Source organism: Flavobacterium sp. I-STPP5a (assembly GCF_009764685.1).
Taxonomy (GTDB): domain Bacteria; phylum Bacteroidota; class Bacteroidia; order Flavobacteriales; family Flavobacteriaceae; genus Flavobacterium.
Genome location: NZ_VHLM01000019.1, coordinates 115272 through 138518 on the forward strand (window position 1 = coordinate 115272; position 23247 = coordinate 138518).

The 23247-nt window shown below is 33.4% G+C and carries 23 protein-coding genes; 13 read left to right on the plus strand and 10 right to left on the minus strand.

Translation table 11 applies throughout. From position 1 onward, the window contains the following. Position 1: 1 nt before the first annotated feature. On the minus strand, positions 2–457 hold the full coding sequence (locus FJV36_RS04725) for a GAF domain-containing protein (protein WP_158729603.1): 456 nt from the start codon (positions 455–457) through the stop codon (positions 2–4). 77 nt (positions 458–534) lie between these two features. On the opposite strand from FJV36_RS04725, the gene xrtF reads away from it, so the two are divergent. From xrtF to FJV36_RS04755, 6 genes are all read left to right on the plus strand, one after another. Then, on the plus strand, positions 535–1083 hold the full coding sequence (xrtF, locus tag FJV36_RS04730; protein WP_158729604.1) for an exosortase family protein XrtF: 549 nt from the start codon (positions 535–537) through the stop codon (positions 1081–1083). Continuing rightward, positions 1061–1501, plus strand: coding sequence for an exosortase F system-associated protein (locus FJV36_RS04735; protein WP_158729605.1), 441 nt, complete (start codon positions 1061–1063; stop codon positions 1499–1501). Before xrtF ends, FJV36_RS04735 begins: the two co-directional genes overlap by 23 nt. Positions 1502–1561: 60 nt before the next feature. Next, a complete protein-coding gene (locus tag FJV36_RS04740; RefSeq protein WP_158729606.1) occupies positions 1562–1963 on the plus strand; it encodes a hypothetical protein in 402 nt (133 codons plus the stop codon). Between the two features lie 72 nt (positions 1964–2035). Beyond that, positions 2036–4048 carry a TonB-dependent siderophore receptor gene (locus tag FJV36_RS04745; protein WP_158729607.1) on the plus strand — a complete coding sequence of 671 codons (2013 nt, stop codon included), beginning with the start codon at positions 2036–2038 and terminating at the stop codon, positions 4046–4048. A 19-nt stretch (positions 4049–4067) separates the two neighbouring features. Further along, positions 4068–4409, plus strand: a complete 342-nt coding sequence (locus FJV36_RS04750; RefSeq protein WP_158729608.1) for a heavy-metal-associated domain-containing protein — start codon at positions 4068–4070, stop codon at positions 4407–4409. Positions 4410–4678: 269 nt separating this feature from the next. Then, positions 4679–5359 carry a DedA family protein gene (locus FJV36_RS04755; RefSeq protein ID WP_158729609.1) on the plus strand — a complete coding sequence of 227 codons (681 nt, stop codon included), beginning with the start codon at positions 4679–4681 and terminating at the stop codon, positions 5357–5359. 269 nt (positions 5360–5628) lie between these two features. Here the strand turns inward: FJV36_RS04755 and groL are convergent, their stop codons facing one another. The 8 genes from groL to miaB form a co-directional block, all read right to left on the minus strand. After that, the gene (gene groL, locus FJV36_RS04760; protein ID WP_158729610.1) at positions 5629–7260 is read right to left on the minus strand and encodes a chaperonin GroEL; all 1632 of its coding nucleotides are present in this window, start codon (positions 7258–7260) and stop codon (positions 5629–5631) included. Between the two features lie 75 nt (positions 7261–7335). Next, positions 7336–7611 carry a co-chaperone GroES gene (groES, locus tag FJV36_RS04765; RefSeq protein WP_144889261.1) on the minus strand — a complete coding sequence of 92 codons (276 nt, stop codon included), beginning with the start codon at positions 7609–7611 and terminating at the stop codon, positions 7336–7338. A gap of 139 nt (positions 7612–7750) precedes the next feature. Then, positions 7751–8089 (minus strand): preprotein translocase subunit SecG, encoded by a 339-nt coding sequence (gene secG / locus FJV36_RS04770; protein ID WP_158729611.1) that lies wholly within the window; start codon positions 8087–8089, stop codon positions 7751–7753. 3 nt (positions 8090–8092) lie between these two features. Then, entirely contained in the window at positions 8093–8938 is an 846-nt protein-coding gene (locus FJV36_RS04775) for a tetratricopeptide repeat protein (protein ID WP_158729612.1), read from the minus strand. An 85-nt stretch (positions 8939–9023) separates the two neighbouring features. After that, positions 9024–9527 (minus strand): LptE family protein, encoded by a 504-nt coding sequence (locus FJV36_RS04780; protein WP_158729613.1) that lies wholly within the window; start codon positions 9525–9527, stop codon positions 9024–9026. 52 nt (positions 9528–9579) lie between these two features. Continuing rightward, positions 9580–10836, minus strand: coding sequence for a sigma-54-dependent Fis family transcriptional regulator (locus FJV36_RS04785; RefSeq protein WP_158729614.1), 1257 nt, complete (start codon positions 10834–10836; stop codon positions 9580–9582). A 51-nt stretch (positions 10837–10887) separates the two neighbouring features. Next, the gene (locus FJV36_RS04790) at positions 10888–11277 is read right to left on the minus strand and encodes a GxxExxY protein (RefSeq protein WP_158729615.1); all 390 of its coding nucleotides are present in this window, start codon (positions 11275–11277) and stop codon (positions 10888–10890) included. A 57-nt stretch (positions 11278–11334) separates the two neighbouring features. Beyond that, positions 11335–12780 (minus strand): tRNA (N6-isopentenyl adenosine(37)-C2)-methylthiotransferase MiaB, encoded by a 1446-nt coding sequence (gene miaB, locus FJV36_RS04795; protein WP_158729616.1) that lies wholly within the window; start codon positions 12778–12780, stop codon positions 11335–11337. 360 nt (positions 12781–13140) lie between these two features. Here miaB and topA point away from each other — a divergent pair, with 360 nt between their 5' ends. The 7 genes from topA (at position 13141) to FJV36_RS04830 (ending at position 22777) form a co-directional block, all read left to right on the plus strand. Further along, positions 13141–15672: a type I DNA topoisomerase gene (topA, locus tag FJV36_RS04800; protein ID WP_158729617.1), complete on the plus strand. Its 2532-nt coding sequence runs from the start codon at positions 13141–13143 to the stop codon at positions 15670–15672. A 67-nt stretch (positions 15673–15739) separates the two neighbouring features. Continuing rightward, the gene (locus FJV36_RS04805; protein WP_158729618.1) at positions 15740–16891 is read left to right on the plus strand and encodes a formimidoylglutamase; all 1152 of its coding nucleotides are present in this window, start codon (positions 15740–15742) and stop codon (positions 16889–16891) included. A gap of 127 nt (positions 16892–17018) precedes the next feature. Beyond that, positions 17019–18425, plus strand: a complete 1407-nt coding sequence (gene gldK, locus FJV36_RS04810; protein WP_158729619.1) for a gliding motility lipoprotein GldK — start codon at positions 17019–17021, stop codon at positions 18423–18425. Positions 18426–18468: 43 nt separating this feature from the next. After that, positions 18469–19116 (plus strand): gliding motility protein GldL, encoded by a 648-nt coding sequence (gene gldL, locus FJV36_RS04815; protein WP_158729620.1) that lies wholly within the window; start codon positions 18469–18471, stop codon positions 19114–19116. 43 nt (positions 19117–19159) lie between these two features. Continuing rightward, positions 19160–20701, plus strand: a complete 1542-nt coding sequence (gldM, locus tag FJV36_RS04820; RefSeq protein ID WP_158729621.1) for a gliding motility protein GldM — start codon at positions 19160–19162, stop codon at positions 20699–20701. 46 nt (positions 20702–20747) lie between these two features. Then, on the plus strand, positions 20748–21638 hold the full coding sequence (gene gldN, locus FJV36_RS04825) for a gliding motility protein GldN (protein ID WP_158729622.1): 891 nt from the start codon (positions 20748–20750) through the stop codon (positions 21636–21638). A gap of 86 nt (positions 21639–21724) precedes the next feature. Then, positions 21725–22777, plus strand: coding sequence for an FAD-binding oxidoreductase (locus FJV36_RS04830; RefSeq protein ID WP_158729623.1), 1053 nt, complete (start codon positions 21725–21727; stop codon positions 22775–22777). Here FJV36_RS04830 and FJV36_RS04835 read toward each other — a convergent pair. Continuing rightward, positions 22774–23163 carry a DUF983 domain-containing protein gene (locus FJV36_RS04835; RefSeq protein ID WP_158729624.1) on the minus strand — a complete coding sequence of 130 codons (390 nt, stop codon included), beginning with the start codon at positions 23161–23163 and terminating at the stop codon, positions 22774–22776. The genes FJV36_RS04830 and FJV36_RS04835 overlap by 4 nt on opposite strands. Positions 23164–23247 lie beyond the last annotated feature (84 nt).

Sequence of the window (23247 nt, forward strand, 5' to 3'; positions counted from 1 at the left end):
CCTAAAATAATGTTGCTACCTCTTGATTTACAAATTCCAAGAAACGCTCATCTTCTTCAGTAAAAGGATCTATAACATGGCTATCAATATCAATTTGACCTATGTTTTGTCCGTTTACAAAAAGGGGTACAACAATTTCTGATTTTACGGTAAAACTGCAAGCAATATAATTATCTTGGGCACTTACATCAGGTACTACAAAATTAGCATTTGATTCAGCCACTTGTCCGCAAATTCCTTTTCCAAAAGGGATAACGGTATGGTCTGTTTCTGCGCCTACATAAGGACCTAAATGTAAAGTTTTGGCTTCATGATTAGCAAAGTAAAATCCTACCCAATTATAGTAGGAAATAGAGCTGCTTAATAATTGACAAACTTCTAATAATTTTTCGTCTCTTGTTTGTTCAGAACGTGCTATGATTTCGGTTACTTTTGGTTTTAAATCTTGAAATGTCATTTTTCTTAAATTTTAGTTAGTACAAAAGTATTTAAAGAGATTTCTTTATTTTACATAAATTTGTTAAAAATTTTATTTTGAAAAAATATTTAGAACGCTACAAACCCTTTTTACAATTCTTAGGATTGTTTTTTATGAGTTATTTGTTTTTTATGCTTTGTTATCAATATTATCTTGGGACTTATAGAAATAATGAAGTTGATGGTTTTACTAGAGTTGTAAGTATAAATACTGCCCAATTACTTCAAGTTTTTACAGAGGGATCTTATGTGGTTAAAGATGCATCTCAAGATTATATCAAATTGATTTATAGTGGGAAATATGTAGCTAAAATTGTGGAGGGATGCAATGCTATGAGTGTTATTATTTTATTTGCCTCGTTTGTAATTTCTTTTTCAGGAAGGTTTAAACCAACGGTTTTATATGTTGCTTTGGGTAGTTTGTTGATTTATGTACTCAATGTGATACGAATAGCATTGTTAAGTTCGTTGATTTTTCATTATCCTAAACAAGAACCTTTATTGCATGGGGTAATTTTTCCGCTGTATATTTATGGTGTGGTTTTTATTTTATGGATTTATTGGGTTCAAAAACATTCAAAGTATGCATCAAAAAAAACAAAATAAAACATTAAGAATCTTAGCGCTTGTAGCGTTACTTTTTGCAATAATACTTGTTAGAGCCTTCGAAAATCAATTGTTTAATGATCCTTTATTGGAGTTTTTTAAAAAAGATTTTTCTAGTTCGAGTCTGCCTGATGTTTCAAATTATGCTTATTTTTTAGGGTTGTTTTTTCGATATGCCGTAAATACAGTACTGTCATTAGGTATTATTTATTTTGTGTTTAATGAATTTGAATTGGTAACATTATCTCTGGTTTTATATGTGTTGTTTTTTGTGGTTTTGACCATTGGTTTTTTTACTGTTGCCAACATTTCATACGAGAACCAAAAATGGCATTTGTTTTACATTCGGAGATTTATCATACAGCCCATTTTTTTGTTGTTGTTTGTTGCGGGTTTTTACTATCAAAAAAGAAAATAAGATTCGTTTTTTTTACAATAATTTGATTTTCGGATTTGATAAAATGATTAATTTTGCAAAGTGAAATTTAACAGACATATAAGTTTACTTCTTGCTTTTTTCCTATTGGTTTCCAATATTGGATTCGCATTTAATGTTCGCTATTGTGGTAATGACATTACTTCGGTTACTCTTAAAACGTCTACTCAGGATGAGAAATTAGAGAAGGATTGTTGTGGCGTTGTGGAAAAAGAATCACATTGTTGCAAAGACAAAGAGGTTAAATTTGAAAAGAAAACAGATGATTTAATTCAAAAAACAGTTTCTTTTCATCCGGTTTTTATTTTGCAATCAAATGAATGGAATCCTTGTGTGTTTTCATTTGTTTCAAATTTTAAAAAAAACGCATTTACTTCGTATTATTGTGATGCAAATGCACCTCCTTTTTTTAAATTATACCACCAATATATTTTCTACGCTTAGTTTTGATGTTTTTACAAAAGTTAAATCACATTTTTTGTGGTGTTGTATTTTTTATAACATTAAAAATCAATAATGAAAAAACAAATTTCAATACTTTTATTGTTCTTATTTTCTGGGTATAATTCGTTTTCGCAAGATACTTTGCAAGAGATTAAAGTGCAGAATGAACGTAAAAGTTTAAAAAAATCATACAGTCTTACGGCTAATACTACAACAATGACAAGCAAAGAATTACTCAAAGCTGCATGTTGTAATTTGGCAGAAAGTTTCGAAACAAATCCTTCAATCGATGTCAATTTTTCGGATGCTTTGACGGGAACGAAACAAATAAAAATGCTAGGATTGACAAGTCCTTATTTAATGATCACGGAGGAGAATATTCCTTCGGTTCGTGGAGCTTCTCAAGCCTACGGATTGTCATTTACGCCTGGAACTTGGGTAGAAAGCATCCAAATTACCAAAGGCGCCGGAAGTGTTGTCAATGGCTTCGAAAGTATTTCAGGGCAAATTAATACCGAATTGATAAAGCCCATCAATGATATACCATTTTTTCTGAATTTTTATGGTTCAACAGATTCCCGTTTTGAATTAAATACTCATTTCAACAAGAAAATCTCTGACAAGTGGAGTAGTAGTTTGTTTGTTCATGGAAACACGAGAGTTTCAAAAAACGATATGAATGAGGATGGTTTTCTGGACAATCCATTAGCTAAACAAATTAATGTTTTGAATCGTTGGCAATACACCAACGCTGCAAAAGGGTGGGTGAGTTTCATCAATTTCCGGTATATGAATGATCAAAAACAAACGGGAGAATTAAATTTTGATCCTGATAGGGACAAGGGCACAACTAATTATTGGGGTTCTGAAATTAATACAGAACGTTTTGATGTTTCCACTAAATTAGGATATGTTTTTCCGGACATGCCTTATCAGAGTATTGGTTTTCAAAATGCTTTTAATAGCCATGATCAAAAGTCTTATTTTGGCTTAAACCAATATAATATTAAACAAAAAAGTTATTACTCAAATCTGATTTTTAATTCGATTATCAATAATACGAAACATAAATTCTCAACAGGTTTGAACTTCACGTATGATAAATACGGTGAGTTTGTCAATGTAAATGATTACAGCAGAATTGATAATTCGGTGGGTGCTTTTTTCGAATATACGTATGATAACACGGATAATTTTAGCGTAGTTCTTGGTGTTAGAATAGACAATCACAATCGTTTGGGGGCTTTTGCTACGCCAAGATTGCATGTGCGATACAATCCTTGGGAGAAAGGAGTTCTTCGATTTTCAGCAGGAAGAGGAAAGCGAAGCGCTAATGTTTTTGCCGAAAATCAGCAGCTTTTGGCAAGTTCAAGAACCTTTAATTTTTTAGATACGAATGGGAAAATATACGGTTTGAATCCTGAAATTGCATGGAATTACGGAGTTAGTTTTATGCAGGGTTTTTTGCTTTTTGGTAAAAGTGCTGATGTTGGTTTTGATTTCTACCGAACCGATTTTCAAAATCAAGCTGTTGTTGATGTATTGCAAAGTCCGCAACAGGTTTTGTTTTATAACTTAAAAGGGAATTCGTATGCGAATAGTTTGCAAGTAGAGTTTAATTATGAACTGAAAAAGCATTTTAATTTGAGAACAGCCTACAAATTCTATGACATTCAAACAGGCTATTTATCAGGAGTTTATCAAAGACCATTGCAGGCAAAACATCGTTTTTTTGGGAATTTAGGATACGAAACTCATGTTCTAGATAAGGGCAAACAATGGAAGTTTGATTATACTTTTAATTGGCTCGGGAAACAACAATTACCCAATACTTCAACTAATCCAGAAGTGGATAGGCTGCCTGATTTTTCGCCGTCATTTTCTGTGATGAATATTCAAGTTACTAGAACTTTTTCTTCTACTTTTGAAATGTACGTTGGCGGAGAAAATATTGGAAATTACAAACAAGAAAATGTTATTTTGGGTAGTGAAAACCCATTTGGACCTACTTTTGACGCATCAATAGTCTATGGTCCAGTTTTTGGACAAATGTATTACATGGGTTTGCGTTATAAAATTAAATAATCTTAAAAAAAGTTAAAGGATGAGAAATATAATAGTAGTGCTCTTACTGGTGTTTGCTGGGCTTACAGTTCAAGCACAAGAGATAAAAAATAAAAATGCCAAGGTTGAATTTCATGTTAGTGGGAATTGTGACATGTGTAAAAAGAGAATCGAGAAAGTAGCTTTGAGTGTTTCAGGGGTGAAATCTGCGGATTGGCATATGGATTGCGGTACGTTATACTTGATAGTGAACGAACAGAAAACTGATCTTCTTACGATTCAAAAAGCAATTGCAAAAGTGGGTCATGATACAAATGAGGTCAAGGCTTTACAAGAGGATTATGAAAAGCTTCATACCTGTTGCCAATACGAACGAAAATAATTTTAGAGAAAGCCAAAGTGAAAACTTTGGCTTTTTTAATGCCCATATATATTGTGTGAATAAATTAGGGTTGTAGTCACTTAAAAAGGATATTTTTAAGTGACTGCAATCTCGAAATGCAAAACCAAAATTTAATTGCGTGTGCAAGAAAGTAAATTTAGATAATTTAAATAGTTAATAAAACTTTAAAATAAGGCATTATTTTGCTCTAGAAACTTATTATGCTTACTTTCACGCACTATAAATTTAGGTTTAAAATATTTTTTAGAATGAACGAATTTGATTGGAAAAATTTAATTGACCCGCTTTTTTACATCCATTTTGACATAAACGGAATTAAGTTGGGAATTTATATAGTTTTATTTATTGTTTTTGCTGAAACCGGTCTTTTTGCAGGTTTCTTTCTGCCAGGTGATAGTTTGTTGTTTTTGGCTGGGATCTACAGCCGAGAATTAATTGAAAATATATTTATAATTGACAATGATTTTCTGAATGTAGTTTTGTTATCTACATTGGTAGCGTTTTCAGGGATTTTGGGTAATGTCGTAGGCTACTGGTTTGGTTCTAAAAGTGGCTATTATTTGTATAACAAAGAAGATAGCTTTTGGTTCAAACGTAAATATTTGGTTCAGTCTAAAGATTTTTTCGAAAAGTATGGTGGTAAGGCAATTATTTTTGCTCGTTTTTTGCCAATTTTTAGAACATTTGCGCCTATAGTTGCAGGAATTGTATCAATGGATAAGAACAAGTTTATGTTTTATAACATTCTGAGTTCTTTTATATGGTCATTCACATTAATTTTCGCAGGACATTATTTATATGGTTTCTTATTGGAGAATTATCAAATTGATCTAAAAGAGCATATAGAATTAATTGTATTAGCTTTAGTGGGAATTACAGTTCTACCAGTGATTTATAAGTTTAGTAAAAAATCAAAGGTTCAAGAGTAATTTAATTGGTACTTTAACAACAATTGTTTAGCATAAAAAAGGATGTAGTTTATAGAGAACTACATCCTTTTTTTATGTTGAAATTTTATGAGTTTAAGAGTTTTATATTTTCAAGAAAAAGTCTTTAGAATTTCCGCAGATAAAAATAATCTGAAATTCTAGTGTCCTAAGCGCGGATATAATATAATTCTATTTCTAGATGTGTAAAAAAAAACCGAAGCAACTTGCTTCGGTTTGGTTATTTTTAAAAGACAATTCTTAAATTAAGACTACATCATCCCTGGCATACCACCACCCATTGGCATTCCGCCGCCAGCGTTTTCTTCTTTAATGTCAATTAGAGCACACTCTGTAGTTAAGATCATCCCAGCTACTGATGCAGCATTTTCTAAGGCTACACGAGTTACTTTTTTGGGATCAATAATCCCAGCAGCAAGCATATCTACATATTCGTCAGTTTTAGCATTGTAGCCAAAATCTCCTGAACCCTCAGCAACTTTTGCTACTACTACTGAACCTTCAAGACCAGCATTTTCTACAATAGTTCTTAACGGAGCTTCTACAGCGCGGGATACAATTTGAATTCCTGTTGCTTCGTCAGCATTATCTGCAATTATGGTGCTTAGAACATTTTTAGCTCTTAATAGTGCAACACCACCACCAGCAACAATACCTTCTTCTACAGCAGCACGAGTAGCGTGTAATGCATCATCAACTCTGTCTTTCTTTTCTTTCATTTCAACTTCAGATGCAGCTCCTACATAAAGTACAGCAACACCACCCGCTAATTTAGCCAAACGCTCTTGTAATTTTTCTTTATCGTAATCAGATGTTGTTACTTCCATCTGACCCTTGATTTGGTTTACACGGTTTTTAATCATGTCTGCATCTCCAGCACCACTTACAATAGTTGTATTGTCTTTATCGATAGTTACTTTTTTAGAAGTACCTAACATTTCAATAGTAGTGTTTTCAAGAGTGTATCCTCTTTCTTCAGAAATTACAGTTCCACCAGTTAAGATAGCGATGTCTTCTAACATTGCTTTTCTTCTGTCACCAAAACCAGGTGCTTTTACAGCAGCGATTTTCAAGGCTCCACGTAATTTATTTACTACCAATGTTGATAAAGCTTCTCCGTCTACATCTTCAGCGATAATCAATAATGGTTTTCCAGATTGAGCAACTGGCTCAAGAACTGGTAATAATTCTTTCAGTGAAGAAACCTTTTTGTCATATAAAAGTATGTATGGATTTTCTAATTCTACTTCCATTTTTTCAGAATTAGTTACAAAATAAGGAGAAAGGTATCCTCTGTCAAATTGCATTCCTTCTACTACATCAACATACGTATCAGTTCCTTTTGCTTCTTCAACGGTAATCACTCCTTCTTTTCCAACTTTTGCGAAAGCAGTAGCGATTAATTCACCAATTACTTCATCATTGTTAGCAGAGATAGAAGCAATTTGTTTGATTTTCTCAGAATCACTTCCTACTACTTTTGCTTGCTGTGCTAAGTCGGCAACGATAGCTTCAACCGCTTTATCAATTCCTCTCTTTAAGTCCATTGGATTTGCTCCTGCAGCTACGTTTTTCAAGCCTTCTTTTACGATTGCTTGTGCTAAAACAGTTGCAGTTGTAGTTCCGTCTCCTGCTAAATCATTTGTTTTAGAGGCTACTTCTTTTACCATTTGAGCTCCCATGTTTTCTAATGGGTCTTTCAATTCAATTTCTTTGGCTACAGTAACACCATCTTTGGTTACATTTGGTCCACCAAATGCCTTTCCAATGATTACATTGCGTCCTTTTGGTCCTAATGTTACTTTTACAGCATTTGCTAATGCATCAACACCACGTTTTAATCCGTCACGTGCTTCTATATCAAATTTTATATCTTTTGCCATTTTTTCAAAAATTGTTTAATTGTTTTAAGTATTGAAAGTTTCAATTTTTTTATTCCCTTTATGGGATTCTCTAGACTATACTATTGCTAGAATATCGTCTTCACGCATAATTAAGTAGTCAACACCTTCTAATTTCAATTCTGTACCAGCATATTTGCCATAAAGTACGGTATCTCCAATTTTTACTGTCATAGTATGCTCTTTTGTTCCATTTCCTACTGCAACAACGGTTCCTTTTTGAGGTTTTTCCTTTGCTGTATCAGGAATATAGATACCAGAAGCAGTTTTTGTTTCAGCAGCCATAGGTTCAATTAGAACTCTATCCGAAAGTGGTTTAATGTTTAAATTCATGGTCGTATGTTTTTATATAAAATTAAAAAGTTGTGATTATCGTTTTTCAGAAATTGTGCCATCTTGCTTGAACTGACATATTTTCCTAAAAAAAATGCCAGCTTTGACAGGCTGGCATTTTATCTATATGGGTTTTTATTTATTTTGCTGGAGCTGGAGTAGCTGGAGCGTTTTGTACTGGTGCAGCAGGAGTAGTTGGCGCAGTTGTACTTGTATTTTCAATTATCTTAGAATCAGTATCGCTAAGCGTTCCTGTAAAACTTAAACTTGAAAACAAAATCAATAATATAAGAACTGTTGCTAAGGTCCATGTACTTTTGTCTAAAAAATCAGTAGTTTTTTGAACTCCGCCTAACATTTGTGAACCTCCAATGTTTGAAGATAATCCGCCACCTTTAGGGTTTTGAACCATGATAACGACGATTAATAAAAAACATACTATAGTTATTAAAACTAAAAAAATTGAAAATGTGCTCATTGTTTAATTATTATTATGTTGTAAAATCTTTATATCCGAAATGCGTTTCGCAAAGAAACTACTTTTTTCTGGATATTTCAAAATTAATATTTCATAAGCTTGAATTGCTTTTTGATATTTTTTTTGTTCCAAATACACTCGTGCAAGCGTTTCGGTCATTAATGATGAATTATCAGTTGTATTGATATCAATGGTAATTGGTATTATTGTTCCATGTTTTCCGGGTGTGATTTTGGGACTGGTTTCAATAAACTTGTCAATTAGTTCTAATTTTTTTCTTTTTTCTTCATCCATTAAAGTTTCTTGTTCAAGTACTGTTTGGTCACGTTCTATAGGTTCGCTACGAGATAATTGAAGCCATTCCTGGAACGAATGTTGTTCTCGTTTTGAAAAATCTAATGGTGTTCCTATGGCTAGTTTTTCCTCAATTTTATGGATTTGTTGTTCGGGCTCTACTGTGCTAGATTTAGAAATTGAGGTTAAAATCGATTTTTCAAGAGTATTAATTTTAGGATCTATTTCTTTTTCCGAAACATTTTTTTCATCGTCAATTACTTGATTGTCTAATATTTCTTGAGCTTTCTTTTCATACAAACTAGTGTGTATAGAGATAAAAGTATCAGATGTTATAAAGTCAAACAGTACAGATCTATCTGTGGTATAAGCTGCAGTTCGTTTTAAGGCGTAGTTATACTTGTAGCTATTTTCATTGTAAAGGCCTTTAAGCTGTAACGCTCGTGCACTTTGAAAATACGGAAATTCATCTATTACCTTTTCTAAATCCTGTGTTTGTTGCACATGAATAGTATCCGGTTTATTTATGATGTGGATAAAGTCAGTTACATTCATTTTTTAATTGTTCAATGTTCCGTAATTTCTTTTCTGTGATTATTTTTATTAGCTCGCAAAAGTATTTTTGAACTTACTTTTGAATTTACCATTTAGCTAATGACTCATTAAAAATTTCTTGTGTAATTCTTTCAAAAATTTCTTTTAAAGCATTGTTTAATGTTGTTCCAGTAAGTTGTTGATCAGCTGGGTAATCAAAAAAGAAGGAGAATGGTTTTTCAAAATTATCTGTTTCTTTCTTCTTGTTTGTAAAACGTACATTTACTCTTAGTGTTAGTCGGTTTTGCGCAGCACGTTGATCAGCAGTAGCGGTCATGGGACTAATACGGTATTCTACTATTTCCCCTTCATAAGTCAAATCGGCACTGTTTTTTACCAAATTTAAATTGGTTTGATTTTGAATTAAATCTTGAAGTTCACGTGTAAAAGTTAGGTCAATTCCAGGCTCAATAAGTTCAGCATTGTTTTGAAAAAAACCTACCTGAAACGTTTCGGCGTCTATTTTACCGGTTCCGGTGAAGTTATACACGGAGCATCCTTGGAAAGAAGCAGCAAATAATAATACAAGTACGAATTTTAAATATTTCATATAATGAGTAAAAGTTAATTTCGATTTGTTTGACTTTTATATTTAAAGGTTTTTACAAGTCAAATTGTTTGATTTTTCTATATAAAGTGCGCTCCGATATTCCTAACTCATCAGCAGCGGCTTTGCGTTTTCCTTTGTTTTTTTCTAATGATTTTTTGATCATTTCTATTTCTTTCTGCTCTAGTCTTAGGGTTTCTTCTTCCTCGATTGTTTCGGCAAATAAATAGTTTTCTTCTGGTTCTTGATACAAACTTTCGTTATTTAAAGTTGTAATTTGGTTATTTCTAGGAGATTCTTCAAAGTCTATTTCATTATCATTTTCCTTAGAACCGTATATTTTTTTGATCAAACTTTGATTGGTCTCTTGCACTTTTGAACTTCCGTTCTGAATCAGTTCCAGAGTCAGCTTTTTCAAATCATTCAAATCACTTTTCATGTCAAAAAGGACTTTGTATAAAATCTCTCGTTCAGTACTGAAATCGTTTTCACTTTTTTTATCCTTAATAACAGAGGGTAAGTTACTGCCTTGTTCTGGTAAGTAAGATTGTAAAGTGGTAGATGTAATATCTCTGCTTGTTTCTAAAACTGAAATTTGCTCGGCCACATTTCGCAACTGACGAATGTTACCGCTCCAGCGAAATTTTTGCAATACTTGTATGGCATTTTCCTCAAGTTTAAGAGGTGGCATTTTGTATTTGTGTGCAAAATCAGCAACGAATTTTCTAAATAATAGGTGAATATCGTCTTTTCTATCTCTTAAAGGAGGCAAGGAGATATCAACGGTACTCAATCTATAGTATAAATCTTCTCTGAATTTTCCTTTTTCTATGGCTTCAAATAAATTAACATTGGTTGCGGCCACAATTCGAACATCAGTTTTCTGTACCTGAGAGGAACCTACCTTAATAAACTCACCATTTTCAAGAACACGCAACAAGCGTACTTGTGTGGTAAGGGGTAATTCTCCCACTTCATCAAGGAAAATGGTGCCTCCATCAGCCACTTCAAAGTAGCCTTCTCTGGTACTTGTAGCGCCTGTAAAAGCTCCTTTCTCATGACCAAAGAGTTCACTATCTATAGTTCCCTCTGGAATTGCACCACAATTCACAGCAATATATTTTCCGTGTTTTCTATGCGAAAGTGAGTGTATGATTCTAGGTATATTTTCTTTTCCAACGCCACTTTCACCGGTTACCAGCACGGTAATATCAGTTGGGGCAACTTGTATGGCTTTTTCAATGGCACGATTGAGTTTTGGGTCATTCCCAATAATCTCGAAGCGCTGTTTTATTGATTGTACTGATTCCATAAATTTTTTTTCTCAACCACAAATTACACAAATTATCGCAAATTTATATTTTTAGGTGTTTATTAATCTTTTGTGAACTAATGATTTATTTTGGAAATTTGCTATTATTCCAATGGGAGTATCGGCTAATTTCATATAGTTTAATGTTTGCGCAATATGATCATTACTGATTTCTTTTATTGATTTTACTTCTAGAATAATATCGTTGTAAACCACAAAGTCGGCATAAAATTTATGAGGTAAAATTATTCCTTTATATTCCACAGTATACTCTTTTTCTCTTTCATACGGAATATTATGGTTTTTGAATTCTATTTCTAATGCATCTTTATAAACGATTTCTAGTAAACCAGGCCCAAGTAATCTATGTACTTCCATACAAAGTCCAACTATTTCGTAATTTTCATCTTTTTTATAATAATACTCATTAGACTCACTCATGTTTGATGCTTATATTAAATGAATTTGTGAAAATTTGCGTAATTTGTGGTAAGTAAATCAATTCATCTCACTTAAACTAATTGCTGTCCCTTTTAAAGTTCCGCTTGTGCAAGAAGTAATTTTGACATTTACAAAATCTCCAATTTTATAATTTTCTTTTGGGAAAACTACAGTTATGCTTTGTGAATTTCTACCTGAGAATTCTTCTGTTGATTTCTTTGAAACTTTCTCTACTAAAACTTCTACGGTTTGACCAATGAATTCTTCACTACGAAACCAAGCGTGTTTTTGTTGTAAATCTACAATTTCTTGTAATCTACGGGCTTTAGTTTCATCGTTAACATCATCTTCCATTTTTCTTCCAGCCAATGTCCCAGGACGTTCAGAATACGAATACATATAACCAAAATTATACTTTACGTACTCCATTAAACTCATTGTGTCTTGATGATCTTCTTCAGTCTCTGTTGGGAAACCCGCAATCATATCCTGAGAAATAGAGCAATTCGGGATTATAGTCCTAATTTTATCAATCAAAGTCATGTATTCTTCACGAGTGTGCAAACGGTTCATTTCCTTTAAAATTCGGTTGCTTCCAGACTGAACCGGTAAATGAATGTGTTTGCAAATATTAGGATGCTTAGCAATAACATGCAATACACTTTCATGCATGTCTTGTGGATTAGAAGTTGAAAACCGAATTCTCATTTTTGGGAAACTTAAAGCAACCATCTCAAGCAATTGATCAAAATCAACAGCAGTAGCTTTTTGCATTTCGCTAGCATTTTCAAAATCCTTTTTCAGTCCACCACCGTACCAGAGGTAGCTGTCTACGTTTTGTCCGAGTAAGGTAATTTCTTTAAATCCTTTGTCCCATAAATCTTGAACTTCTGCCATGATACTTTGGGGTTCACGACTACGTTCTCGGCCACGGGTAAAAGGCACTACACAAAAAGTACACATATTATCGCAACCACGAGTGATAGAAACCAAAGCCGTAATCCCGTTGCTCATCAATCTAACCGGAGAAATATCGCCATAGGTTTCGTCTTTTGATAAAATAACATTTATAGCATCTCTACCTTCCTCAACTTCTTGTAATAAATTGGGTAAATCTTTGTAAGCATCAGGACCTACAACAAGATCTACAATTTTTTCTTCCTCAAGAAATTGACTTTTCAAACGTTCAGCCATACAGCCCAAAACGCCAACTTTCATTTTAGGGTTAATGCGTTTTACGGCATTGTATTTTTCTAAACGTTTTCTAATGGTTTGCTCTGCTTTATCGCGTATAGAACAGGTATTTACCAGCACTAAGTCGGCATCCTCCAGAACTTGTGTGGTATTATATCCATTTCCAGATAAAATGGAAGCTACAATTTCGCTATCCGAAAAATTCATCGCACAGCCATAGCTTTCTATAAAAAGTTTCTTTGTGTTCTCAGGTTTATTCTCTAAAACAAGACTTTCTCCTTGTTTGCTTTCTTCAATAATCTTTTCCATGCTATTTTTTCAAAGCACAAAGATAAGCTAAAACAAATAAATATGACAACTTGTCAGATTAAGAATTAACAGTATTTTGTGTTTGATTTTTAAGGCTGTTATTATCTTTTAATTGAACATCTTCTGTTAGGCTCGTCCATAAATAAAAATTTTTTAAACTAAAAAAATAGCTTTCTTAGTTTGCTATGTTACGCTGGGGACAAATGTGTTTTGCTTTCTGATTTTTACTTTGGTCAGAGTAAAAAGGGATCATTGCAGATGACAAAGTCACTGGTGTTAAGGTTTAAAGTATTCAAATCTTACCGCAAAAGCTTAAATTTTAAAAAAAAATAGATACTTTTGTCCCAGAAAAATAGATCAATGGCAAAGAATTTAGTTATAGTAGAGTCCCCAGCAAAGGCAAAAACAATCGAAAAATTCCTAGGTACAGATTATCAAGTAGAGTCTAGTTATGGACATATTGCTGATTTACCTTCAAAGGAAATAGGAGTAGATGTAGAGCATGATTTTAAGCCTAAGTATGAGGTTTCTGCAGATAAAAAAGCCTTGGTCACCAAGCTGAAAGGGTTAGCTAAGAAAGCCGATATGGTTTGGCTAGCAAGTGATGAGGATCGTGAGGGTGAAGCTATTTCTTGGCACCTTGCCGAAGAGCTTAATTTAGATAAAAACAAAACAAAAAGAATTGTTTTTCACGAAATTACAAAAACAGCTATTCTTAAAGCTATTGATAATCCTAGAGAGATAGACTACAATTTAGTTAATGCACAACAAGCGCGACGTGTTTTAGATCGTTTGGTTGGTTATGAATTATCTCCTGTATTGTGGAGAAAAATTAAGGGTGGTTTATCTGCGGGTCGTGTTCAGTCAGTATCTGTACGTTTAATTGTAGAACGCGAACGAGAAATTCAAAATTTCAAAGCGGTTGCGACGTACTCGGTGGTAGCCGAGTTTACAAACGAGTCTGGAAAAATATTCAAGGCTAAATTGCCTAAAAATTTTAATACAAAACAAGAAGCTCAAGATTTTTTAAACAAAAATATTGGTTCTACATATAAGGTATCAGATTTAGAAACAAAACCTACCAAAAAATCTCCAACAGGTCCTTTTACTACTTCTACATTACAACAAGAAGCAGCTCGTAAATTGTATTTGCCAGTGGGTATAACCATGCAACTTGCGCAGCGTTTGTATGAGGCGGGATTGATTACCTACATGAGAACGGATAGTGTTAATTTATCCAAAGATGCAATGGAAGCTGCTCAAGCTGAAATCATCAAATCTTACGGAAAAGAGTTTTCTAAGCCAAGAACCTTTGTTAATAAAAGTAAAGGAGCACAAGAGGCCCACGAGGCAATTCGTCCCACTGATATGTCACGTCATACGGTAGACATTGACCGAGATCAAGCACGTTTGTATGATTTAATTTGGAAAAGAACATTGGCCTCGCAAATGAGTGACGCGCAATTGGAACGTACCAATGTGAAAATTGAAGCGAGCAACCACAATGAAATATTCACTGCATCTGGAGAGGTATTGCTTTTTGAAGGTTTCTTAAAAGTGTATCTTGAAGGTCATGATGATGATGAGGAAGAGCAGGAGGGAATGTTGCCTGCAATGAAAGTGAACGAAAAATTACAAAATAATTACATTACAGCAACCGAGAGATACTCAAGAGCTCCAGCTCGTTTTACCGAAGCTTCTTTGGTAAAAAAACTAGAAGAACTAGGAATAGGTCGTCCATCTACTTATGCGCCTACAATTTCAACGATAATTAATAGGAATTACGTTGAGAAAGGAAATCTAGACGGTCAAGAGCGTAATTATACGCAGTTGATTTTGCAATCTGGTAAGGTAGATGAGAAGGCACTTAAAGAAAATACTGGATCAGATAAAGGGAAATTAGTACCTACTGATATCGGAACTATTGTAACGGACTTCCTTGTTAAGAATTTTGGAAATATTCTAGATTATAATTTTACGGCAAAAGTAGAGCAAGACTTTGATGAAATTGCCGAAGGAAATATTGTTTGGACAAAAATGATGAAGGAGTTTTACGATCAATTTCATCCTACTGTAAAAGATGTGGAGGCAAATGCTGAGCGAGAAAGTGGCGAAAGAATTCTAGGGACTGACCCTAAAACAGGAAAACCAGTTTCGGTTCGTTTGGGGAAATTTGGACCGATGGCTCAAATTGGCGCTCCTGATGATGAAGATAAAAAGTTCGCCAGTTTGATGAACGATCAAAATATTGGTAATATTACGCTTGAAGAAACTTTAAATTTATTTTTATTGCCTAAGAATTTAGGAGAGTATAAAGGTGAAGAAGTTGAGGTGAGTAATGGTCGTTATGGTCCTTATATTCGTCATGGTGCTGCATTTGTATCTTTGCCAAAAGGCGAGAACCCATTAGATGTTGATTATAAAAGAGCTCAAGAATTAATTGATGAAAAAGCTTTAGCAGATGCGCCTATAGCGGTTTATAAAGGTGAAGGAGTTCAGAAAGGTGTTGGTCGTTTTGGGGCTTTCATCAAATGGAGCGGATTGTTCATCAATGTGAGTAAAAAATACGATTTTGATAATTTATCTCAATCAGATATTGAAGCTTTGATTGAAGATAAGCTTCAAAAAAATATCGATAAAGTATTACACAATTGGGAAGAGGAAGGGATTCTTGTAGAAAAAGCACGCTGGGGTCGATCTGTGATTACAAAAGGCAAAATTAAAATTGAGTTAAGTAAAGATGTAGACGCGTCAAAACTAACACTTGAAGAAGTTCAAGAAATGATTGCCAAAAAAACACCTGCTAAAAAAGTAGCTGCTAAAAAAGCACCTGCAGCAAAGACATCTGCAAAGAAAGCAGCCGTTAAAAAACCTGTCGTAAAAAAGAAATAATTAATAATTTAATTTGTTCGCTACACAATTTTAAGTAAATATCGTAGTGAAGATGAAAAAGGAATAAATGGAATTTGATTTTTTAAACCCCGTTGATGATGAGGTTCTTGAATATTGTTTTGGATTGACTTCACAACAACTTGGTAGTAAAGTTGTGATGCATACTCAGGAGCAATTTCCGGATATCAACAAAATCAAATTAGCAATTATAGGTGTTTTAGATAATAGAGGGCGATCTATTGAAACTAAAAATGTAAGTTTAATAGCTTTAAGAAAAGAACTTTACGGTTTATTTCCAGGTAATTGGGAAACATCAATTGCTGATTTAGGAAATATACAAGCTGGAAATTCGGTATCTGATACGCATTTTGCTGTTAAAAAAATCACTTCGGAGTTATTAAAAACAGGTGTGATCCCTGTTGTTTTGGGCGGTTCTCAGGACATTACGTATGGCATGTATAGGGCGTATGATGTGCTGGAGCAAATGGTAAATATTGTTGCAATTGATAGTAGGTTTGATTTTGGAAAAGATGAGGAAGAATTATCTGCAACTTCTTATTTGACAAAAATAATTGTAGATGAGCCTAATAATTTATTTAATTTTTGTAACTTGGGGTACCAAACGTACTTTAACTCGCAAGAAGAAATTGATTTAATTGAAAAATTATTTTTTGACGCATATCGACTTGGGGAAGTTTCGAACAATATAGTTATCTCAGAACCTGTTTTTAGAGACGCAGATCTTGTAAGTATTGATGTAAGTGCCGTTAAATCTTCGGATTCTGGTAATTTTATTTCGTTTCAGCCAAATGGTTTTAATGGGAAAGAAATATGCACTTTAGCGCGTTATTCAGGAATTAGTGATAAAGTAAGTTCTTTTGGAGTCTTTAATTTTAATGATACGGAACAAGAATCTCACCTCGTTGCACAAATTATTTGGTATTTTATAGAAGGAGTTCAATATAGATCAAATGAATATCCTTTCGGGAGTAAAGAATCATACTTAAAGTATATCGTACCACTAGAGGAAGAAGAATTAATTTTTTATAAAAGCGATAAAACAGAAAGATGGTGGATAGAAATACCATTTATTTCAAATGTTAATAATAAATTAAAAAGAAATACGTTATTACCATGTTCTTACGATGAGTACTTGCTTGCATGCAACAACGAATTGCCAGAAAGGTGGTGGAAAGCCCAAAGAAAAAACCTTGTTTAGAGATATTTAACATAGATATATGATTTTTTTATAAAAAGCGATTTGTTTAGTATAAAAAAATTGTTTTTGTTAAAAATAATAAATAGGTTTACACCCTCAAATTTAATGAATAGATAACCGAAATTATATGAATAAGTTCATAGCTTTTACGACGATTTTAACCCTATTGATTAGCTGTGCTAAATCAAGTGATAAAGGGGAATTAGTTGGTGTTAATGGTGGAAAGTGGCACCCTGAGAAACCATACGGAATGACTTTAGTCCCTGGAGGCTCATTTATTATGGGTAAATCTGACGCGGATTTAGCAAGTATTGAGGATGCTCCTACAAAAACAGTTACGGTGCGTTCTTTTTATATGGACGAAACTGAAATTACAAATAGTGAGTACCGTCAGTTTGTAGAATGGGTTAAAGATTCAACTATAAGAGTTAAATTAGCAATAATGGCTGATTTAAGTGGTCAGCCCGCCGCTGCTGGGTCAAATAAAGGTAAGAAATCAGGAAGTATTGCTGACTATGCTTTTAGTGACTCCGATACTACCAAGATGACAGCATATGATAAATATATGTACGATAATTATTATAGCATAGGTACTGAAGACGATCAGTATGCTGGTAGAAAATTAAATAGAAAAGTGAAATTGGCTAAGGGACCAAAAGAATATCCAGATGCAGCATACACTGAAGTTATGGATTCTATGTATTTACCAAGCGAAGAATCTTATAACGGCTTAAGAACAATTGATGTAAATAAATTGAAATTTCGCTACTCTTGGATGGACATACAAGCAGCTGCAAAAGCTAAAGTGGGTCGTAGAAAAGATTTTATCAAAACAGAAGAAGTTAATGTTTATCCTGATACCACGGTGTGGATTAAAGATTTTGCTTATTCTTACAATGAGCCTATGCATAACGATTATTTTTGGCACAAAGCATATGGTGATTACCCAGTGGTAGGAGTAAAATGGACACAAGCAAAAGCTTTTTGTGCGTGGAGAACATTAAATAAAAATGGCTATATAAAATCAAAAACAAAAGGACAAGATTTAATTAATCAATTTAGATTGCCTACAGAGGCTGAGTGGGAATACTCCGCTAGAGGTGGTTTAGAATCGGCCACATATCCTTGGGGTGGTCCTTACACCAAAAATGATAGAGGTTGTTTTTTAGCTAACTTTAAACCTAATAGAGGGGATTATGCTGCTGATGAGGCTTTGTATACATTAGAAGCTAAATCATATGAGCCTAATGGTTATAATTTATATAACATGGCTGGTAATGTATCTGAATGGACGGACTCATCTTATGATGCAAATGCTTATGAGTATGTTTCATCAATGAATCCAAATGTTTTAGATGCTTCTAACAAACGTAAAGTGTTGCGAGGTGGTTCATGGAAAGACGTTGCTTACTTCCTACAAGTTAGTACTAGAGACTATGAGTATGCTGATTCTGCAAGAAGTTATATAGGCTTCAGAACCGTGCAAGATTATATGGGACTTCAAACTACAGGTAACGGTAAAAAAAAGAAATAAATTAAACAAAAACCCAATCTATTAAAATTTAAAATTTATTATTATGGCATTATTAGGAAAAAAAGCAATGAATTTCGCTTACGGTATGGGGGCTGCAGTTGTAATCCTTGGAGCATTATTTAAAATTACTCACATTGAATTCGGTGTTATAACAGGGAATTTGATGCTTACTATCGGTCTTGTTGTTGAAGCTTTGATCTTTGCATTATCTGCTTTTGAACCGGTCGATGATGAATTAGATTGGACCTTAGTATATCCTGAATTGGCTAACGGTCAAGCTAAACCTGCCACTAAAAAAGCCGAACCTGTTGCTGATACTCAAGGATTATTATCTCAAAAGTTAGATGCAATGCTTAAGGATGCTAAAATTGATGGTGAATTGATGGCAAGTTTAGGTAGTAGTATAAAGAATTTTGAATCAGCTGCTAAAGGAATTGCTCCTACAGTAGATTCTATTGCTTCTACAAAAAAGTACAGTGAAGAGTTAACTCTTGCAGCATCTCAAATGGAATCTTTAAACAGTTTATATAAGGTACAATTAGAAAGCGCTTCTAGAAATGCTCAAATAAATGATGAAGTAGCACAAAATAATATGAAGCTTAAAGAGCAAATGCAATCTTTGACTTCAAATTTATCTTCTTTGAATTCAGTTTATGGAGGAATGCTTTCTGCAATGAATAACAAAGGATAATTAGTTTCGAACTATTATTAATTTAAACTAATTATTAGAAAATATGGCAGGAGGAAAACTAACCCCTAGACAGAAGATGATAAACCTGATGTACCTGGTTTTCATCTCAATGTTAGCATTAAATATGTCCAAAGAAGTATTGTCTGCTTTTGGAATAATGAATGAAAAATTTGAAGGTTCTAATAGTGCTGCTGAGCAATCAAACGCACAAATGTTGATGAGCTTAGACGCTAAGGCTGCTGAAGCCGGCGGAGAATTTGCTGCTGCATCTGGAACTGCTCATAAAGTAGAAGCGATTACAAAGAAATTTTATGATTATATCGCTAATATAAAAACGGATGTTTTAAAAGGAACTGAAATTGATGCAGAAACTGGTAAATTGCCTTATGAGTCTATGGACAAGGGTGATAATTTAGATCAATCTTGGTTTAGCCCTGCAGGTTATTCTGCAAAAGGGAATGAAGTGGTGAAAACGGTTGAACAATATAAGGCAGACATGAAAGCTGCTTTAGGAAGTAACAAAAAACTTTCAGCTATTGTTTCAGAAGTTGAGTCTAAATTCTCTTTACAACCTGTTAAAAATAAAGACGGAATTTCGATCCCGTATTTAGATTATAACTTTAAAGGTTTTCCGGCTGTTGCTTCACTTGCAAAGTTATCTGCTTGGCAGAATGATGTTAAGAAAATGGAGACTGATGTTTACAATACGTTATTAGGTAAAGCGGCTGTTGCTGCTGCATCTTATAGCAATTATCAGGCAATTGTAGTTCTTGACAAAAGTGCTTACTTTCAAGGAGAGCAAGTTACAGGTAAAGTAGTTTTAGGAAGATATGATGAAAACACTAAACCAACTTCATTTTCAGGACCTGGTAAAATTGTTAACGGTCAGGCTGTAATTGCTATGACTGCTGGGAATGTTGGTGAGCAGACAATCAACGGACAATTTACATTTCTTGAGGATGGCAAAAACATTCCATTAAAGTTCGCTGGTAAGTATGTGGTAGTTCCTAGACCTAATTCGGCTACTATCTCTGCTGATAAAATGAATGTGGTTTATAGAGGTGTTCAAAACCCTATCACGATTTCGTTTGCAGGTATTCCAGATAATCAAGTAAATGCATCAGCACCTGGATTGTCAAAAGTGGGTAATGGTAAATATGTTATGTCTCCTGGAGCTGGAAATGAAGTTATCATTAATGTTTCTGGAAAAATGGCAGATGGTAAAGTAGCATCTGATAAAAAAGTATTCAGAATTAAAGGTATTCCTGGTCCAACTGGTACAATAAGAGGTGAAATGGGTGTTGTTAAAGGACCTAAATCTAACTTAGAAATATCTACAGTTGGAGCTAAACTAGTAGACTTTGATTTTGAGGTAGGATTAAGTGTAATTGGTTTTAATCTTAAGGTTACAGGTCAGCCAACAGTTGTTGTACAAGGAAATAAATTAAATGCTCAGTGTAAATCTGTATTATCTAAAGCAGGTAGAGGCGATCAAGTTACCATTTCTGAAATAAAGACAAAACTTGACGGTGCTGGTAGTTATTTATTACCAAGGACTTCTCCGGTTATTTTTGAAATACAATAATAAATTGGGTTTTTAAATCCTTTTCAATATCAATAAGAATACCACTATGAATATTAGAAATTTATTTATCGCAATCTTCGCTGTAACGGGTTGTTTTGTGTCTAGTGCACAATCCAATTTGTTGAATGCGAAAACTCCAGATCAAATTGGATTAAAAACAGCTGCGCAACTTGACTCTGATAATGATAAGCCTCTTGCTTATGGTTATGTTCATGATAGAGACGTGTTGATGGGTAAAACAACGTGGGAAATTATAGATCTTAGTGAAAAGATTAATTTTTCTTTATACTTCCCTATTGATACCGCCAATATAGGTAATGACAGAAGATCGCTTTATGATGTACTATCTAAGGCAATTAAAAGTGGAAAAATTACTGAAGTATATACTGATAGTTATTTTAATACTAAAAAATCACTTCAAGATATTCAGGCGTCGCTAACAAGAATTGATACTACTGATGCTGGTAGAGAACAAATAAATTCAGGTACTAAGGTTTCTGAAGAGTATATCACAAGACAAGATCTTGCTGCTCAAGATGTAACGCAATATAAAATAAAAGGGTATTGGTACTTTGACAAACGACAAAGTGAATTAAAATATCGTTTGTTAGGTATTTGTCCTGTTACTCCTGATGTTTATACTATGAATAGTGACGAGAAAGATTACATTGAATTGTTTTGGATCTTTTTCCCTGCTGCTAGAGAGGTGTTGCATGATGCTAAATCTTTTAATGATAAAAACTCGGCATTGCCAATTTCATTTGATCAAATTTTAAACTCTAGACGTTTTAATGCCTTTATTTATAAGGAGGAAAATGTATACGGAGATAGAAGAATTGATGAGTATATGAAAGACAATGCTCAAAATCAATTATTAGAATCTGAAAGAGTTAAGGATAAAATTCGAAACTTTGAATCAGATATGTGGAACTACTAGTAGTTTTCAATAAACTTAAAAAACTCTTACCTTGTGGTAGGAGTTTTTTGTTTGAATCCCTTTTCCTTAAAATTTATTTTATTTAAATGTTAGATTATATTATAGTTGGTTCTGGTTTGGCTGGTTTGTCATTTGCTGAATATGCCTTGCGCAATCATAAATCTATTATGGTTTATGACAATAGTTCTCAAAACTCATCTAAAATTGCAGGAGGCTTATACAATCCTGTTATTTTAAAGCGATTCAGTGAAGTCTGGAATGCGCAACAACAATTGGATGTGATGAATGAATTTTATACCATTTTAGAAAAAACACTCGACAAACAATTTGATTTTAAAACTCCTATTTTAAGGAAGTTTTATTCTGTTGAAGAACAAAATAATTGGTTTTTAGCGGCAGATAAAAAAGGTTTAGAACCTTTTCTTTCTACTAATTTGATTTATAAAAATGTAAGTGGAATAGATGCCCCATTTGGCTATGGAGAAGTTTTACAAACGGGTTATGTAGACACTGCTTCTTTTTTAGAATCTTTCCATTCCTATTTAAAAAAACTAGACGTATTTATCTCAGAAAGTTTTGATTACAATGAATTAATTCAAGATGAAGAGGGAGTTTCTTATAAAGGTTTAAAAGCAAGACATATTATTTTTGCGGAAGGCTTTGGGTTAGATGCTAATCCTTATTTTAATTATTTACCTTTAGATGGGACTAAGGGTGAACTATTTATTATAAAAGCAAGTGATCTAGATCTAGACGTAATTATTAATACTAGTGTTTTTATTTTGCCTTTAGGAGATAATTTATTCAAAGTGGGAGCTACTTACAATTGGCGAGAGAAAGATGATTTTCCCACAGAAGATGGTAAAATAGAACTCATTGATCGTATTAAAGAGATATTATCCTGTGATTTTACTATAGAGGCGCATTTTGCAGGAGTTAGGCCAACGGTTAAGGATAGGAGACCTCTCATTGGTACACATCCTAATTACTATCGTTTTCATGTTTTGAATGGTCTTGGAACGCGGGGAGTAATGCTTGGGCCTACAATGGCTCAAGAATTATATAACCATATTGAACACCAAATAAAATTAGATCCTGTTATTGATATTAAAAGGTATGAAGCTAAATACTATTCTTAATTCTTGTTAGTAGTTGCTTTTGGATCGTAAGATATAAACATGTTGATGTATATATTTCTGGACCATCTAAGGACAAATGGAAAAGTTACAATGAGGGTAGCTATAATGGCAGCGAAAGCTATTTTTAAATTCGTTTTAAAAAAAATAAAAGAGACAATAAATGCAGCTACTCCTAAAGCAACATTAAGTCCGTAACTAACATACATGGCTCCATAAAAAAATGAAGGTTCTATTTGATAGCGCAATCCACAATGACTACAATTTTCTTTCATTTTTAGAATTTTTGTCAATTGAAATGGATTTTTTTCCAAATACATGCTCTCATTCTGGCATTTAGGACAAGTTCCTGTTAAAATGCTATATAATTTGGATCCTTTTTTTAACATTTGCAAAAAATTAATTTTTTCTTTTTGAAAAGCAGTGTTTGTTGTTACAAATTTACACATTCATTAAGGAAATAAATCATAATA